This is a genomic window from Paraburkholderia acidicola, assembly GCF_002362315.1.
GTDB classification, from domain to species: domain Bacteria; phylum Pseudomonadota; class Gammaproteobacteria; order Burkholderiales; family Burkholderiaceae; genus Paraburkholderia; species Paraburkholderia acidicola.
In genome coordinates this window covers 481,817-497,624 of sequence record NZ_MTZV01000002.1, presented here as the reverse complement: position 1 = coordinate 497,624, position 15,808 = coordinate 481,817, and the positions used below count along the sequence as shown (strand labels likewise).

12 protein-coding genes and 1 tRNA gene are annotated in these 15,808 nt (G+C 61.6%); 9 read left to right on the top strand and 4 right to left on the bottom strand.

All coding sequences use genetic code 11. From position 1 onward, the window contains the following. The first annotated feature begins 12 nt into the window (after positions 1–12). From BWP39_RS04270 to BWP39_RS04250, 5 genes are all read left to right on the top strand, one after another. The gene (locus BWP39_RS04270) at positions 13–816 is read left to right on the top strand and encodes an HpcH/HpaI aldolase family protein (RefSeq protein ID WP_096717164.1); all 804 of its coding nucleotides are present in this window, start codon (positions 13–15) and stop codon (positions 814–816) included. Then, positions 813–1,664: an NAD-dependent epimerase/dehydratase family protein gene (locus tag BWP39_RS04265; protein ID WP_096717162.1), complete on the top strand. Its 852-nt coding sequence runs from the start codon at positions 813–815 to the stop codon at positions 1,662–1,664. The genes BWP39_RS04270 and BWP39_RS04265 overlap by 4 nt, the downstream gene beginning before the upstream one ends. A 14-nt stretch (positions 1,665–1,678) precedes the next feature. Beyond that, the gene (locus BWP39_RS04260) at positions 1,679–2,623 is read left to right on the top strand and encodes an SMP-30/gluconolactonase/LRE family protein (protein ID WP_096717160.1); all 945 of its coding nucleotides are present in this window, start codon (positions 1,679–1,681) and stop codon (positions 2,621–2,623) included. Positions 2,624–2,761: 138 nt separating this feature from the next. After that, a complete protein-coding gene (locus BWP39_RS04255) occupies positions 2,762–3,037 on the top strand; it encodes a hypothetical protein (RefSeq protein ID WP_096717158.1) in 276 nt (91 codons plus the stop codon). 508 nt (positions 3,038–3,545) lie between these two features. Continuing rightward, positions 3,546–4,325, top strand: coding sequence for a hypothetical protein (locus BWP39_RS04250; protein ID WP_096717156.1), 780 nt, complete (start codon positions 3,546–3,548; stop codon positions 4,323–4,325). A gap of 1,509 nt (positions 4,326–5,834) precedes the next feature. Here the strand turns inward: BWP39_RS04250 and BWP39_RS04245 are convergent. The 4 genes from BWP39_RS04245 to BWP39_RS04230 all read right to left on the bottom strand — a co-directional run bounded on the left by BWP39_RS04245 (position 5,835) and on the right by BWP39_RS04230 (position 8,049). Then, positions 5,835–5,909, bottom strand: a tRNA-Val gene (locus tag BWP39_RS04245). Positions 5,910–5,956: 47 nt separating this feature from the next. Then, positions 5,957–6,697: a DNA polymerase III subunit epsilon gene (gene dnaQ / locus BWP39_RS04240; RefSeq protein WP_096717154.1), complete on the bottom strand. Its 741-nt coding sequence runs from the start codon at positions 6,695–6,697 to the stop codon at positions 5,957–5,959. Positions 6,698–6,775: 78 nt separating this feature from the next. Continuing rightward, positions 6,776–7,222 carry a ribonuclease HI gene (gene rnhA, locus BWP39_RS04235; protein WP_091020025.1) on the bottom strand — a complete coding sequence of 149 codons (447 nt, stop codon included), beginning with the start codon at positions 7,220–7,222 and terminating at the stop codon, positions 6,776–6,778. Continuing rightward, positions 7,219–8,049 (bottom strand): class I SAM-dependent methyltransferase, encoded by an 831-nt coding sequence (locus BWP39_RS04230; protein WP_096718543.1) that lies wholly within the window; start codon positions 8,047–8,049, stop codon positions 7,219–7,221. Before BWP39_RS04230 ends, rnhA begins: the two co-directional genes overlap by 4 nt. A gap of 19 nt (positions 8,050–8,068) precedes the next feature. On the opposite strand from BWP39_RS04230, the gene gloB reads away from it, so the two are divergent. The 4 genes from gloB to carB all read left to right on the top strand — a co-directional run bounded on the left by gloB (position 8,069) and on the right by carB (position 15,763). Next, positions 8,069–8,872, top strand: a complete 804-nt coding sequence (gene gloB, locus BWP39_RS04225; RefSeq protein ID WP_096717152.1) for a hydroxyacylglutathione hydrolase — start codon at positions 8,069–8,071, stop codon at positions 8,870–8,872. A gap of 155 nt (positions 8,873–9,027) precedes the next feature. Further along, the gene (locus BWP39_RS04220; RefSeq protein ID WP_096718541.1) at positions 9,028–10,722 is read left to right on the top strand and encodes a transglycosylase SLT domain-containing protein; all 1,695 of its coding nucleotides are present in this window, start codon (positions 9,028–9,030) and stop codon (positions 10,720–10,722) included. Between the two features lie 520 nt (positions 10,723–11,242). Next, the gene (carA, locus tag BWP39_RS04215; RefSeq protein ID WP_096717150.1) at positions 11,243–12,406 is read left to right on the top strand and encodes a glutamine-hydrolyzing carbamoyl-phosphate synthase small subunit; all 1,164 of its coding nucleotides are present in this window, start codon (positions 11,243–11,245) and stop codon (positions 12,404–12,406) included. A 102-nt stretch (positions 12,407–12,508) separates the two neighbouring features. Further along, positions 12,509–15,763, top strand: a complete 3,255-nt coding sequence (carB, locus tag BWP39_RS04210; protein ID WP_096717148.1) for a carbamoyl-phosphate synthase large subunit — start codon at positions 12,509–12,511, stop codon at positions 15,761–15,763. Positions 15,764–15,808 lie beyond the last annotated feature (45 nt).

Below are 15,808 nucleotides of genomic sequence, written 5' to 3'. Positions count from 1 at the left end.
AAAACGTTTAACATGGAATCCGCTATGCAACCCAACCGGTTCAAGGCTCGATTGCTCGCCCGGCAACAGCAGCTTGGCATCTGGAGCATGCTGGCGAGTAGCAACGTCGTCGAAGTCCTCACGCAGTCCGACTTCGACTGGGTATTGATCGACACCGAGCACGCTGCTAACGAAGTACCGATGGTGCAGGAGCAATTGCGTGCGGCGGCGCAATCGACGGTATCGGCGGTCGTGCGGCCCGGCACCAACGACACCGTGCAGATCAAACGCCTGCTCGACATCGGCGCGCAGACCTTGCTGGTGCCGATGGTCGACACGCAGGAAGACGCGCAGCGCGCGGCCGCGGCGGTGCGCTACCCGCCGGCCGGCATTCGCGGCGTGTCGTCCGCGACGCGAGCCAACCGCTACGGGCGCGACAGCCAGTATCTGCACGAAGCAAACGACGAAGTCTGCCTGCTCGTGCAACTGGAAACCGGCAAGGCGCTCGCGAACCTCGAACAGATCGCGGCAGTGGACGGCGTCGATGCACTCTTTATCGGGCCGTCGGATCTTGCCGCTGCGCTCGGACATCTCGGCGACTTCCGGCATCCCGACGTGCAGGCAGCGATTCACGATGCGTATGACCGTGCGCATCGCTGCGGCAAACCGATCGGCATCTTGATGACCGACCCCACGCTCGCCGCGGAGTATCTGCGCATCGGCTTCGATTACGTCGCACTTGCCACCGACATCGGGCTGCTGCGCAGCGGCGCAGAAGCAACGCTCAAGCATGGCGCGGCGAACATCTCTTCACACCAGGAACAGAGCAAAACATGACTGACAGTAATCAGAGCGCCGCTGCATCGACCGAGCCGCGCAAACCTTTCGGCCGCATCCTGCTGACCGGCGCAGCTGGCAATCTCGGACAGCAGTTGCGCGGCGCGCTATCCGCGTGGGCGGACATCGTTCGCGTCAGCGATATCGTGCCGCTCGGCGACGCGGCTGCGCACGAAGAACTCGCCGTCGTCGATCTGGCCGATCGCGATGCGGTGCATGCGCTGCTCGAAGGCGTCGACGCGGTGGTTCACCTCGGCGGCATTTCGGTCGAGGCACCGTTCGAGGATCTGCTCGAAGCGAATATTCGCGGGCTCTACAACCTGTACTCGTCGGCGCAGAAGCACGGCGTCAGACGCATCGTGTACGCGAGTTCGAATCATGTGGTCGGCTTCCATCCGACCACATCGGTGGTCGATATCGATGCGCCGTTGCGTCCGGACAGCCTGTATGGCGTGTCGAAATGCTTCGGCGAATCATTGTCGCGCTACTACTTCGATCGCTTCGGTCTCGAGACGGTGTGTCTGCGCATTGGCTCGTCGTTCGAGCAACCGAAGAATCCGCGCATGCTCGTGACCTATCTGAGCTACCGGGACCTCATCGAACTCGTGCGCTGTTCGCTGTTCACGAATCGCGTGGGGCATGCGATCGTCTACGGCGTGTCGGATAACCGGGCGAAGTGGATCGATAACGCGAAGGCGGCGTTCCTCGGATTTCATCCGCAGGACAGCTCTGCGCAGTTCGAACATCTGTTCCCGCTGAGCGTACCGACCACCGATCTCGACGATCCGACCCAGCGTTATCAGGGCGGCGCGTTCGTCCTTGCAGGCCCTATGGAGCCGAAGCGGTGAGCGCTGCTGTACCCATGATCCGTGCTGAACGCGTGGAAGGGCACGGGCAGGCACCGGCCACGGTTGGTGAGAGCCCGGTATGGCGAGCCACCGAACAGGCGCTGTATTGGGTCGACATTCCTGCGCGAAAGATCGTGCGTCTGCAGGTCGAGACGGCGGTACGGTCCGAGTGGATCTTGCCGGAGAAGGTTGCGTGCATCGCCTTTGGTCGCAACGGCAAGGTGCTCGCGGGCTGCGAAAGCGGATTGTTTGCCGTGACGTTGCCTGAAGCGGATGTCGACGCGGGCGCAGATACTGCGGGCAAGCCGGTGCATGCACCGGTCAATGCGCTCGTTAGAAAGCTTGCCGCACCGGTTTTCGCTGCACCCGACATGCGCTTCAACGACGGTCGATGCGATCGGCAGGGACGCTTCTGGGCGGGCACGATCGTGCAGGACATGGCGGCCGCGGTTCCGGCTGGCGCGCTATATCGTTTCGATGAACGCGGCGCGCTGTCGACGCCCATTGTCGAAGCGCTGATCGTGCAGAACGGCCTTGCGTGGTCGCCTGATGGCCGCACGATGTATCTGTCGGATTCGCATCCGTTGCGCCGGCTGGTGTGGGCCTTCGATTACGACATCGACGAAGGCCAACCGCATAACCGGCGCGTTTTCGCCGATCTGCATCGCCATGCTGGGCGCCCCGACGGCGCGGCCATCGATGTGGATGGCTGCTACTGGATCTGTGCAAACGATGCGGGTCTCGTGTTGCGCTTCACACCCGATGGCACGCTTGATCGCCAGATCGAAGTGCCCGCGATCAAGCCGGCAATGTGTGCATTCGGTGGGCGCGAACTCGATACGCTGTTCGTGACGTCGATTCGACCCGGTGTGGGCGCGACGGAGCACGATGGCCATCTGTTTGCCGTGCGGCCTGGCGTGCAGGGGTGTGCAGAGGCGGAGTACGCGGGCGCGTTGTGAACGGTTTGGCCGCCCGGATCACTGACCTCGGGCGGCTAACAACAGTAACTCGGCCTACACGAACGGCAAAACACGGCACCACGTAGTTGCGCGATAATTTCCGCATAGCGTTTTTGCCAACCCTGTGAGAGGTCCTTCATGAAAATCGTTCGTTCTGTTGCCGCGCTGATCGTGTGTGCTGCTGCCTGTTCATCCGCATGGTCTTCCACGAGCGTGCCCACCTCGTCCGATGCCGGTGCCGCCGTACAAAACAAAGGCCGCACTGCACCGACTGCGCAGCCAATACTTAAAGTCGGTGTCACCGATCCCAATACGCAGTTGATCTTGCCGTGGTTCCTGACCGACACCATCAATGCGATCAACACACGCAGTTCGCCAGGCGATCTGCTTCACAAGCTCGGACACGATCTGTAAGTCTGTCAGATGCTTTCGGCCCGCACACTGTTGTCGCGGGTCGAAGAACCTTGGGAGCGGTTCGAGATCATTTCGTCTGCCTCCAGTGAAGGTCTTTGCGGACTTCGTTGAACTCCTTGAGAAATGCCTGTCGGCGAAGATCGCGCGATTCCGCATCAGCGCGTGAAGTCTATCGCTCCAGTTGCGGCTTAACGCAGCGTCGGATATCTTCTGCAATCTCACTTGTCGGGACAAAAAAGCCTCCTGCGCTGCCGCAAGTTCGCCGTTGATTTCGATCTCGTGACGCCCCTTCACCACCACCCGACCGTCCCGCACTTCGTTGCGGCATATCCCGTCATGCTTCATCTGTGCGATACGGGCTCTTTTGTTCGCGAGAACGTGAATTACTGTGAAAAGCGGATGCGGTCCTCGAAATGTTCTGACGGCTGTGATATGAGTCTGTAATGTGTGGTGTGGAGCGGCGACAGATCGCTCGCTTGCTCGCGATTACGATTGACGAGGATGAGAAATGGATGTCGATGAAGCACTGAATATAATCGGGATATTAAGTTCGAACGGGGTTGAGGCTCGGCGTTTGTATCTTGCTAATCGCCTGATGGATATAACGGGTGGCGTTATCCAGCATGGTCCAATGAAGGGATACAATCTGGGCGAATTGGCGACGTGGCGAGTAGCCGATAACAGTGCAAAAATTCTTGGATTATACGAACAGGAAATCTGCGAGTTGCTGGCCGAACTCGGGAAAACACGGCATACGCTTATCGATCTTGGTGCTGCGGATGGATTTTACGGCGTAGGAATGGTGGCAAGCGGGTGTTACCAGAGGTCGCATTGCTTTGAGATCGTTGATGAAAGTCGAGACAACATAAGGAAGATTGCGGCGAGCGCAGGCGTGGGCGAGCGTGTTCATCTCCATGGTGCTGCGACGGAAAATTTCATGGCAGAGTTACAGGCTTACCACGTAGCATTGGCAGATAGCGTGGTTCTGTGCGACATCGAAACACACGAGTTTGACGTTTTTACAGAAGAGTGCCTGAAATCACTGTCGGACGCGCACATCATCATTGAAATCCATGATTTCATGATTGCGGATGGAAAGGCGAAATATGAGGGATTACTTTCTCGCGCCGGGCAACACTTTGAGATACGTGAAATAAAAACGGGCGCGCGCGATCTATCGACCATTCCCATTCTTTCTGATCACTGGACGGACTCGGATCGATGGCTTCTTTGTTCTGAGAGCCGAGCGAAGCTCATGTCGTGGTTGTACCTTCGCCCGCGATCGTAGGTAATTGGGGGGAGCCGTGCAGGGCAAGCCAAGCCTGGTTCTCGCCGATCCAGTCCGGTTGATTACTTGCTGGATTCTCGAAGGCGCAGCTGCAACAAAAAACCCCGCAAACGCGGGGTTTTTCTTTCTCGTTCCAGTATGCCGACCCTACCGTTGTTAGCTGTAGTACGCCAACGAAGTGGGCCAGATACCGAACGCGCCACATAGCCAATTGAGCAAGCGACGCCGGACAGTTCTGGTGGGTGGTACAGGGATTGAACCTGTGACCCCTGCCGTGTGAAGGCAGTGCAAACAAGGCGCAATCTGGAGGTGGGCATGCACTCGTGCATGGAGAAGGTCTGTTCGCGTAAGTCTGGACCGGAACACCCGTCGCAGGTCTGTTGACGTAACGCATTCGCTTCGGATTTGCCCGCGTTCCTTCGTATCGGTGCCGGGGACGACGGATCGACGTTCGTATGATTGTGGCGTACCGCTCTACTGATACCGAGGAACGTCATGAGCTCTCCCGTAAGAACACCACCAGTTGGACTTGGCGCTGCCGCTTGGGGTGACAACCCAAGCACCACAAAAGCCCGGAGCCGCTCCGGTTCGGAAAGCCCATCGCCACCGGGCGTGAATAGCGGGCGATTTAGCGATCTGCCACCGCGGCCGCCGAAGGTTCCAATGGATTCAGGGACGGGGGGCAGCGTGCAGCAAACACAACGACGGGGGTCGGCGCCGGCGGCCATGCAAGCGGCGGCTCAGGGGATGGATCCATGGATGCAGGGGGGAGCGCAATTCCAGCGGCGGGGGTCGGCGCCGGCGGCCATGCAAACGACGCCTCAGGAAATCGCGCACAACCTGATGTGGGGCGCGGGATCCGGGCGGCCGCAAGCTCCGGTGGGGAGCCAGCCGCCGCACGCACAAGCTCAGTCGACGTACGCCCACCAGCGGCCGGCGACGGCGCCCCCGGGTGCACCGGGGCGGATCGCAACGTCCGGCCATGGCAATGGCTACTCGACTGGCAAGGCTGGTGCAGGAGGGGCGGCACAATCGACCGCAGCAACGGGACCTCAAGGTTTTAGAGCGAATTTCAAGGCGTTCGCTAGAAGTCTCTTTTCTTCGAATTCTTCGAATTCTTCGAGTAAGAGTTCGGGGCGTGTCTCGTCGGACGTCGGAGCCACGACGGTATCTCCAAGACGCAATAGCAGACAAGAAGACATCAATGAGGGCCACTATGGCATCTCATCCGGCGGCCACCAAAGCAACGACGATGAGAGCTTTCTGGAGGGAAAGTTCGGCCCGAGGTGATGAGCAAGACCTGTTGTAGCGCCACCCTATCTCTAAGGTCGTCCCGTTTTTACAGATTGCGCTTTGTGGACTAAGGTCGAATGGACGAAAAAAACCCCGCGAGTGCGGGGTTTCTTCTTTCGGGGTGCTGGTCCTGCTGTTGGCACTAACAAACCAATGAAGCGGGCCAGATACCGAACACGTCGCATAGCCACTTAAGCAAGCTACGTCGGATAGTTCTGGTGGGTGGTACAGGGATTGAACCTGTGACCCCTGCCGTGTGAAGGCAGTGCTCTACCGCTGAGCTAACCACCCGAAGAGCGGCGATTATGTCAGAGCTTCGAAACTTCGTAAAGTGCTTTTTAGGCGGGCTGCGAAGAATCCGCAGGAGCATCGACAGCTTCGAGCCGCCACACGCTGGTTCCCTTGATCGACTTGTCGAGACCGTCGAGCAGCGCCTGATGCTCCGCCAGTTCGTCGTCGCTCGCGGCGATCACCGTCAACTCGAGCGCGTCGAGTGCGACACTCGGCGCGTGCGCGTCGCCACTGGCCGCACTCTCGCCGATCATATCGATGACGAGACTTTCCTGACCGCGCGTCATCGCGAGGTAAACCTCGGCGAGCAGTTCCGAGTCGAGCAGCGCGCCGTGCAACGTGCGGTGCGCATTGCTGATGCCGAAGCGGTCGCATAGCGCATCGAGCGAATTGCGCTTGCCGGGGAACATCGCCTTCGCGCGCACGAGCGTATCGATCACTTCGCCGCAGTTCTTGCTGAACGACGGCAGGCCGAGGAGCGCGAACTCGGCATCGAGAAAGCCGATGTCGAATGGCGCGTTGTGAATGATCAGCTCCGCGTCGGAGATGAAGTCGCGCAGCGGCGCGGCAATTTCCGCGAACTTCGGTTTGTCGCGAAGAAACTCGGTGGTCAACCCGTGCACGGCGAGCGCGCCGGGATCGCTGTCGCGTTCGGGGTTGATGTAGAAGTGCAGGTTGTTGCCGGTGAGGCGGCGGTTCACCAGTTCGACGCAACCGATTTCGATGATGCGGTCGCCGGTACGGGCATTGAGGCCGGTGGTTTCGGTGTCGAGAATGATTTGACGCATGTCGGTCTAGCCTGCTTCAGAAACTTCGGAATAACGAATGAGAACACGTAAAGAGCGCAAAGGGCGCGCTGCAAATACTTAAAGCTCGGCGAGCGATGCGACACCGCGGTTCGCCAGCGCGTCGGCACGTTCGTTCTCCACATGCCCCGCATGTCCCTTCACCCAGCGCCATTCGATCTCATGCTGCTGGACAGCCTTGTCGAGCCGCTTCCACAGGTCGGCGTTCTTCACCGGTGTTTTTGCGGACGTGATCCAGTTGTTCTTTTTCCAGCCGTGAATCCACTCGCTGATGCCTTTCTGCACGTATTTCGAGTCGGTGTGCACGACGGCCTTGCAGGGGCGCTTCAACGCTTCGAGCGCAGCGATCACGGCCATCAGTTCCATGCGGTTGTTGGTCGTGTCGGCTTCGCCGCCGAACAGTTCCTTTTCCTGCGCGCCGTAACGCAGCAGTGCGCCCCAGCCGCCAGGGCCCGGGTTGCCCTTGCAGGCGCCGTCGGTGAAGATTTCGATGAGTTCGGAGGTCATGAGTTCGGGTTGCGTGAATGCGGTGTCGCGGCTGGCGCGAGGCCCGCCTTGAGGACAGGTTTTTTTACCTTCAACGGGCCGACGAGGTGCATGCCGCGCACGCGCTTGATCGCCGTCACCATGTAGGCCGCGCCGAAGATCGGCCACCAGCGGTCGCCGGCGGCTTCCATGAAGGCATAGCGCGACAGCCATTGAACGCTCGCGAGCGGCGGACGATAACAGCCGAAGCGTCCGCGTTCAAGGTCGAAACCGAGCAGCTTGATCCAGTCCTTCAGGCGCGTGAACGCAATCAGGTCCACCGCGGCCGGCACGAACGGCCGGCCGGTCATCTTGCCGACCGACTGCCGCGCGCCCCACAGCGACAGCGAATTGAAGCCGAGGATGATCAACTGGCCTTCCGGCATCAGCACGCGCTCGGCTTCGCGCAGCAGCCGGTGCGGATCGCTCGTGAATTCGAGCGTGTGCGGCATCACGATCAGGTCGACGCTCTGGGCTTCGAACGGCAGGTCGAGCAGGTCGCACCACACTGCGCTGCGTCCCTCGGGTGCGTGCAGTGTGGGGGAAGCGGGCAACGCAAGAGGCGCGGAGCCGCCCGGCGGAAACGAATAGGGCGCGCTCGCACCGCTGGCCGCGTCGAGCACGAGCCCGCGGCAGGACATCCGGTTTTCGCGCAGCGCATCGAGTTGCGGCAGGCCGAGCTGCAACGCGTGGTAACCGAACACATCGGAGACCACGCGGTCGAGCTGCGCCTGTTCCCACTCGAGCACGTAGCGTCCGGGTGGCGAATCGGTCCAGGCGGGCCAGTCTATAATCGGTCGGTCAGACATGTCGAAGAATGCGCGCCCCATGAATACGCTTGAATACGTGCCGGTTCCGGCATTTGAAGACAACTACATCTGGCTCGTGTCGGACGGCGTACACGCCGTAGCCGTCGATCCCGGCGAGGCCGCTCCGGTTCGCGCGTATCTGGCGCAAAGGGGCTGGCGGCTGAGCGCTATTTTACTCACGCACCATCATCGCGACCATGTCGGCGGTGTGGCCGATCTGCTGAACGACCAGGATGCGAGCGCGCCGATACCGGTTTTCGGTCCGGCAGGCGAGGCGATCGAGCATCTCACGCAGCGGCTCAAGCAGGGCGACCGGGTGCACATCGCGGCCCCCGCGCTCGAATTCACGGTGCTCGACGTGCCGGGTCACACGAGCGGCCACATCGCGTATTTCCAGGCAACCGATCCGCGCGGCACGCCGCACGTCTTTTGCGGCGATACGTTGTTTGCCTGCGGCTGCGGGCGGCTGTTCGAAGGTACGCCGGCGCAGATGCTCGCATCGCTCGATGCGCTCGCCGCCTTGCCTGGCGCCACCGAAGTCCACTGTGCGCACGAGTACACGCTGTCGAACATCCGTTTTGCGCTCGCCTGCGAGCCGGAGAACCACGAACTGCAGGCATGGCGCGATGAAGCGACCGCGCTGCGCGCGCGTCACGTGCCGACACTGCCCACCACCATCGCTCACGAGCGCGCAGTCAATCCGTTCCTGCGCCCGGACAGCGCGGCGATTCGCGCGACGCTCAGCGAGCAGCTTCACGAAACGGTGCCGGATCGATTGACTGCCTTCACGCTGATGCGCGAATGGAAAAATAAGTTCCGCTAACCTGCTGCCGGGTGGGGGCATGCTCACCGAGAAAGTCCAAAAAAATCGCCAAGGCCCGGATTTGGTTAGGTTTTCCGTATATTTTCCATTGACGGAGGCGGTGCACTTTCGTACTATCGGCTGCAAATTCCAGTCCTGTGGAAGCCGAGACGTTCATGCGATTTATCCTGAGTGCGTTGCTGGTCCTGATGCTTGCCGCCTGTGCAAGCAAGGGCCCGACGACGAGCAATACCCCCACCGCTTCCACCCCCGCCACTGACGCCACCCAGCAAGCCGTCGCCGACGAACTCCGTAAAACCGCCACCGCGAAAGAAACGATCAACGTCGATCAAGGCTCCGTCGATCAGCTGACAACGGCTGATTCCGATCTCTGGGCGCGGATTCGCCGTGGTTTCCAGATGCCGGATCTGCAGAGCGACCTCGTCGACATGCAGGTGACCTGGTACTCGGAGCGGCCCGACTACGTGCAGCGCATGACCGAGCGCTCGCAGAAGTACCTGTATCACATCGTCGAAGAGCTCGAGGCGCGCCATATGCCAACCGAGCTCGCGCTGCTGCCGTTCATCGAATCCGCGTACAACCCGCAGGCGTTGTCGGTGGCGAAGGCGGCGGGCATGTGGCAGTTCGTGCCGGGCACGGGCCGCACCTACAACCTCAAGCAGAACATGTGGCAGGACGAACGCCGCGACGTGCTCGCGTCGACGAGCGCCGCGCTCGACTATCTGTCGCGTCTGCATGACATGTTCGGCGACTGGTATCTCGCGCTGGCTGCGTACAACTGGGGCGAAGGCAACGTGCAGCGCGCGATCGCGCGCAACCAGGCAGCCGGCCTGCCGACCGACTACCAGAGCCTGCGGATGCCCGGCGAGACGCGCAATTACGTGCCGAAGCTGCAGGCGGTGAAGAACATCGTGATGAATGCGCAGATGTACGGGCTCACGCTGCCGTCGATCCCGAATCACCCGTACTTCGTCACGGTCACGACGGCGCACGACATCGATGTCGATACGGCGGCAAAGCTTGCGAACATGAGCGGCGACGAGTTTCGTTCGCTGAATCCGTCGTTCAAGAAGCCGGTCATTCTCGGCGCGACACAACCGCAGATCCTGCTGCCATTCGATAACGCGAGCGCATTCGAGCGCAACCTGAAGTCGTATTCGGGCCAGCTGTCGTCGTGGACCACCTACACGGTGACCGAGCGCGCGCGTCCTGCTGCGATTGCTGAGAAGATCGGCGTCGACGCGGATACGTTGATGAGCGTCAACAAGATTCCGGCTGGCATGCGGCTCAAGCCCGGCTCGACGATCGTCGTACCGCGCGGCGATGATGACGACGATGAGGACATCAGCGCCGACGTTGCCGAAAGCGCCGTGCTCGCGATGGAACCGGACGTACCCGACACGCGCAAGATGCTGATTCGCGTGCGCCGCAAGCAGTCGATGGGCACGATTGCAGACCGCTATGGCGTGTCGATCGCGCAGTTGAAGGCATGGAACCGGACGCGTCGCGACCTCGTTACGCCGGGGCAGGTGATCGTGCTGCACGTGCCGGTCGGTAAAGTGATGCCGCTCGAGCCCGGGCCGCAGCGCCTCGCCACCAATGTGCAGGGCGGCAGTGTCGAGAAGATCGGTACGCGCGTGGCAGACACAAAGAACGAACCGCGCTACGATAAGAAACATGGTCGGACCCGCTCCAGCGTTGTCGTCAAGGTAGCGGACCCGGTGGGCAAAGCCAGCAAGCCTGTCGCAGCAAAAGGCAAGGCGGCAACCCCGGGAACGACCGGCAAGGCGTCCAAGGCCGCGGCAGCAAGCCGCCAGAAGACTGCGGCCCGCGCGAAGAAGAGCGACTAGACCAAAAGCGGCTCCCACGGGGGTGACCACATGCGTTGCGGGGGCAACGCATGGAAGTGCGCTCCGATCACCCCGCGTTTTCCGGCGCCGTCACCCGCGTGACGGCGTTTTCATTGGTGGGTCCGGTTTGTCTGCCATGCAGCGCGACCCTGCACCAGGGGCGCGGCACGATCGTCCCTTCATTCCGCTGTCAGGCCCGTCCGCAAACCCTTACGGGCCGCGGCTCCGGCCGTCCGGACCCTGCCGGATTTGAAGAAAAGGGTGGTTTCCGGCTATAATTCGAAGGTTTGAGCTTATCAACCCGCACCCTAGCGCCTACCGCTCCCATACCGTTCATCCGCCGCGCGCCGCCAACGCACCGCACCCGCCGCCCACCCGCACAACGGGTCTATCGCGCCCGTGCAACGTTGACAGCGACCCGCGCGAGCGAGCCTGCGCGCGCATCCTGACGATGCGCTTCGCCGCGGCCCGCACGGTCGGATAGACAGGTCGGCAACAGGGTGTTCCCAAGGAGCCTCCCGTGTTGCCGTCTTTTTCTCCCGCTCTGCTCGCGCTCGCCGACGGCACGGTCTTTCGTGGCTACTCGATCGGCGCGTCCGGTCAAACGATCGGCGAAGTCGTCTTCAATACGGCCATCACTGGCTATCAGGAAATCCTGACCGATCCGAGCTACGCGCGCCAGATCGTCACGTTGACGTACCCGCACATCGGTAACGTCGGGGTCAACGCCGAAGACGTCGAAGCCACGAAAGTCCATGCCGCCGGTCTCATCATCCGCGACCTGCCGGTCCTCGCGTCGAACTTCCGCATGGAACGCACGCTCTCCGATTACCTCGTCGACGAAGGCATCGTCGCGATCTCCGGTATCGATACGCGCCGGCTGACCCGTGTGCTGCGCGACAAGGGCGCGCAAAACGGTGCGATCGTCACCGGTCCGGTCGACGAAGCGAAGGCTGTCGAACTCGCGCGTTCGTTTCCGGGGCTCGCCGGCATGGACCTCGCGAAGGTCGTCTCGGTCGACCGGTCGTATGAATGGACCGAGACCGAATGGCGTCTCGGCGAAGGCTACGGCAAGCAGACCGCGCCGAAGTATCGCGTGGTCGCGTTCGACTACGGCGTGAAGCGCAACATCCTGCGCATGCTTGCTCAACGCGGCTGTCACGTCACCGTGCTGCCCGCGCAGGCGAGCGCCGAAGAAGCGCTTGCGCTCAATCCGGACGGCGTGTTCCTGTCGAACGGCCCTGGGGATCCGGAACCGTGCGACTACGCGATTGCTGCGACCCGCACGTTCATCGAGCGCGGCATCCCGACTTTCGGCATCTGCCTCGGCCATCAGATCATGGGTCTCGCCGTCGGCGCAAAGACGCTGAAGATGAAGACTGGTCACCACGGCGCCAACCATCCGGTGAAGGATCTGCGCGACGGTCGTGTCGTGATCACGTCGCAGAACCACGGCTTCGCAGTCGATGCGGATTCGCTGCCCGCCAACGCAAAGGTGACACACATCTCGCTGTTCGACGGCACGCTGCAAGGCTTCGAGCTGACCGACAAGCCAGCCTTCTGCTTCCAGGGTCACCCGGAAGCGTCGCCAGGGCCGCACGACATCGGTTACCTGTTCGATCGCTTCACGGCGCTGATGGACGCGAAGCAGGGCCGCACGTCGACAGCATCGGCAGCGGCATAAGCGCTCGCGAAGAGCGCTGCAACAAAGAGCGTGCGCGGCCTGGCAGACGGCCGGCCGACGTGCGCCAACGGAAGAATTCAGGAATACATTAGCGAGAGCGTTATGCCCAAGCGGACAGACATCAAGAGCATCCTCATCATCGGCGCGGGTCCGATCATCATCGGCCAGGCGTGCGAGTTCGACTACTCGGGTGCCCAGGCGTGCAAGGCGCTGCGTGAGGAAGGCTACAAGGTCATTCTCGTCAACAGCAACCCGGCGACGATCATGACCGACCCGAACACGGCCGACGTCACGTATATCGAGCCGATCACCTGGGAAGTGGTCGAGCGCATCATCGCGAAGGAACGCCCGGACGCGATCCTGCCGACCATGGGCGGTCAGACCGCGCTCAACTGCGCGCTCGACCTGCATCACCACGGTGTGCTGGAAAAGTACAAGGTCGAGCTGATCGGTGCATCGCCGGAAGCGATCGACAAGGCCGAAGACCGTCAGAAGTTCAAGGACGCGATGACGAAGATCGGCCTCGGCTCGGCGAAGTCGGGCGTCGCGCATTCGATGGAAGAAGCGTTGCAGGTGCAGGGCGAAATCGCCGTGCAAACCGGTAGCGGCGGTTATCCGGTGGTGATCCGGCCGTCGTTCACGCTGGGCGGCTCGGGCGGGGGTATTGCGTATAACCGCGACGAGTTCGAAGAGATCTGCAAACGCGGCCTCGATCTGTCGCCGACGCACGAACTGCTGATCGAAGAGTCGTTGCTCGGCTGGAAAGAGTACGAGATGGAAGTGGTCCGCGACAAGAAGGACAACTGCATCATCGTGTGCTCGATCGAAAACCTCGACCCGATGGGTATCCACACTGGTGATTCGATCACCGTCGCGCCGGCGCAAACCCTGACCGACAAGGAATACCAGATCCTGCGTAACGCATCGCTCGCGGTGCTGCGCGAGATCGGCGTCGATACCGGCGGTTCGAACGTGCAGTTCTCGATCAATCCGCAAGACGGCCGGATGGTCGTGATCGAAATGAATCCGCGGGTGTCGCGTTCGTCGGCGCTTGCCTCGAAGGCAACCGGTTTCCCGATCGCGAAGGTCGCGGCGAAGCTCGCCGTCGGCTACACGCTCGACGAACTGAAGAACGAAATCACCGGCGGCCAGACCCCCGCATCGTTCGAACCGACGATCGATTACGTCGTCACGAAGATCCCGCGTTTCGCGTTCGAGAAATTCCGCGAAGCCGACTCGCGCCTGACCACGCAGATGAAGTCGGTCGGCGAAGTGATGGCGATTGGCCGCACCTTCCAGGAGTCGTTCCAGAAAGCGCTGCGCGGTCTCGAAGTGGGCGTCGACGGTCTCGACGAGAAGACGACGAACCGCGACGAGATCATCCGCGAGATCGGCGAAGCCGGTCCGGATCGCATCTGGTACGTCGGCGACGCATTCCGCGCCGGCATGACGCAACAGGAAATTTTCGAGGAAACCGCGATCGACCCGTGGTTCCTCGCGCAGATCGAACAGATCGTGCTGAAGGAAAAGGCACTGGCCGGCCGCACGCTTGCGAGTCTGTCGACGGAAGAACTGCGTTACCTGAAGCAGAGCGGTTTCTCGGACCGGCGTCTCGCGAAGCTCGTCGGCGCGACGCAGACGGATGTGCGCAAACGCCGTATCGAACTGAACGTGCGCCCGGTGTACAAGCGCGTCGACACGTGCGCGGCGGAGTTCGCGACGAAAACCGCCTACATGTACTCGACGTACGAAGAAGAGTGCGAAGCGCAGCCAACGAACAACAAGAAGATCATGGTGCTGGGCGGTGGACCGAACCGCATTGGACAGGGCATCGAGTTCGACTACTGCTGCGTGCACGCCGCGCTCGCGATGCGCGAGGACGGCTATGAAACGATCATGGTCAACTGCAACCCCGAGACCGTATCGACCGACTACGACACGTCGGACCGCCTGTACTTCGAACCGCTGACGCTCGAAGACGTACTCGAAATCGTCGACAAGGAAAAACCGCTCGGCGTAATCGTCCAGTACGGCGGCCAGACGCCGCTGAAGCTCGCGCTCGATCTCGAAGCGAACGGTGTACCGATCGTCGGTACCTCGCCGGACATGATCGATGCAGCCGAAGACCGCGAGCGTTTCCAGAAGCTGCTGCAGACACTGAACCTGCGCCAGCCGCCTAATCGCACTGCGCGCGCGGAAGACGAGGCGCTCAAGCTCGCCGACGAAATCGGTTATCCGCTCGTCGTGCGTCCGTCGTACGTGCTCGGTGGCCGCGCGATGGAAATCGTCCACGAGCCACGCGACCTCGAACGCTACATGCGCGAAGCCGTGAAGGTGTCGCACGACTCTCCGGTGTTGCTCGACCGCTTCCTGAACGATGCGATCGAATGCGATGTCGACTGTATTTCGGATGGCGAGGCGGTGTTCATCGGCGGGGTGATGGAACACATCGAGCAGGCGGGCGTGCACTCCGGCGATTCGGCCTGTTCGCTGCCGCCGTATTCGCTGTCGGCGCAGACGGTCGCCGAACTGAAGCGGCAAACCGCTGCGATGGCGAAGGCGCTGAACGTGATCGGCCTGATGAACGTGCAGTTCGCGATCCAGCAGGTGCCCCAGGCCGATGGTTCGAAAGAAGACGTGATCTACGTGCTCGAAGTGAACCCGCGCGCCTCGCGCACGGTGCCGTATGTATCGAAGGCAACGAGCCTGCCGCTCGCGAAGATCGCGGCCCGCGCGATGGTTGGCCAGACCCTCGCGCAGCAGGGCGTGACGAAGGAAGTCGTGCCGCCGTACTTCAGCGTGAAGGAAGCGGTGTTCCCGTTCATCAAGTTCCCGACGGTCGACCCGGTGCTCGGACCGGAAATGCGTTCGACGGGCGAAGTGATGGGCGTTGGCCAGACGTTCGGCGAAGCACTGTTCAAGTCGCAGCTGGCGGCCGGTTCGCGTCTGCCCGAGTCGGGCACCGTGCTGCTGACCGTGATGGATGCCGACAAGCCAAAGGCCGTCGAAGTCGCGCGCATGCTGCACGAACTCGGCTATCCGCTTGTCGCGACGCGCGGCACCGCTGCGGCCATCGAGGCGGCGGGCGTGCCGGTGAAGGTCGTGAACAAGGTGAAGGACGGCCGCCCGCACATCGTCGATATGATCAAGAACAGCGAGATCGCACTCGTGTTCACGACCGTCGATGAAACGCGCGCCGCGATTGCCGATTCACGTTCGATCCGCATGAGCGCGCAGGCGAACAAGGTGACGTACTACACGACGATGTCCGGTGCGCGCGCTGCGGTTGAAGGGTTGCGCTACCTGAAGGACCTCGAAGTCTATGATTTACAAGGGCTGCATGCTCGCCTAAACTAAGGCTTCGACTACCAGTCAAAGACGTAAGTGCCGCGGTTAAGCGGC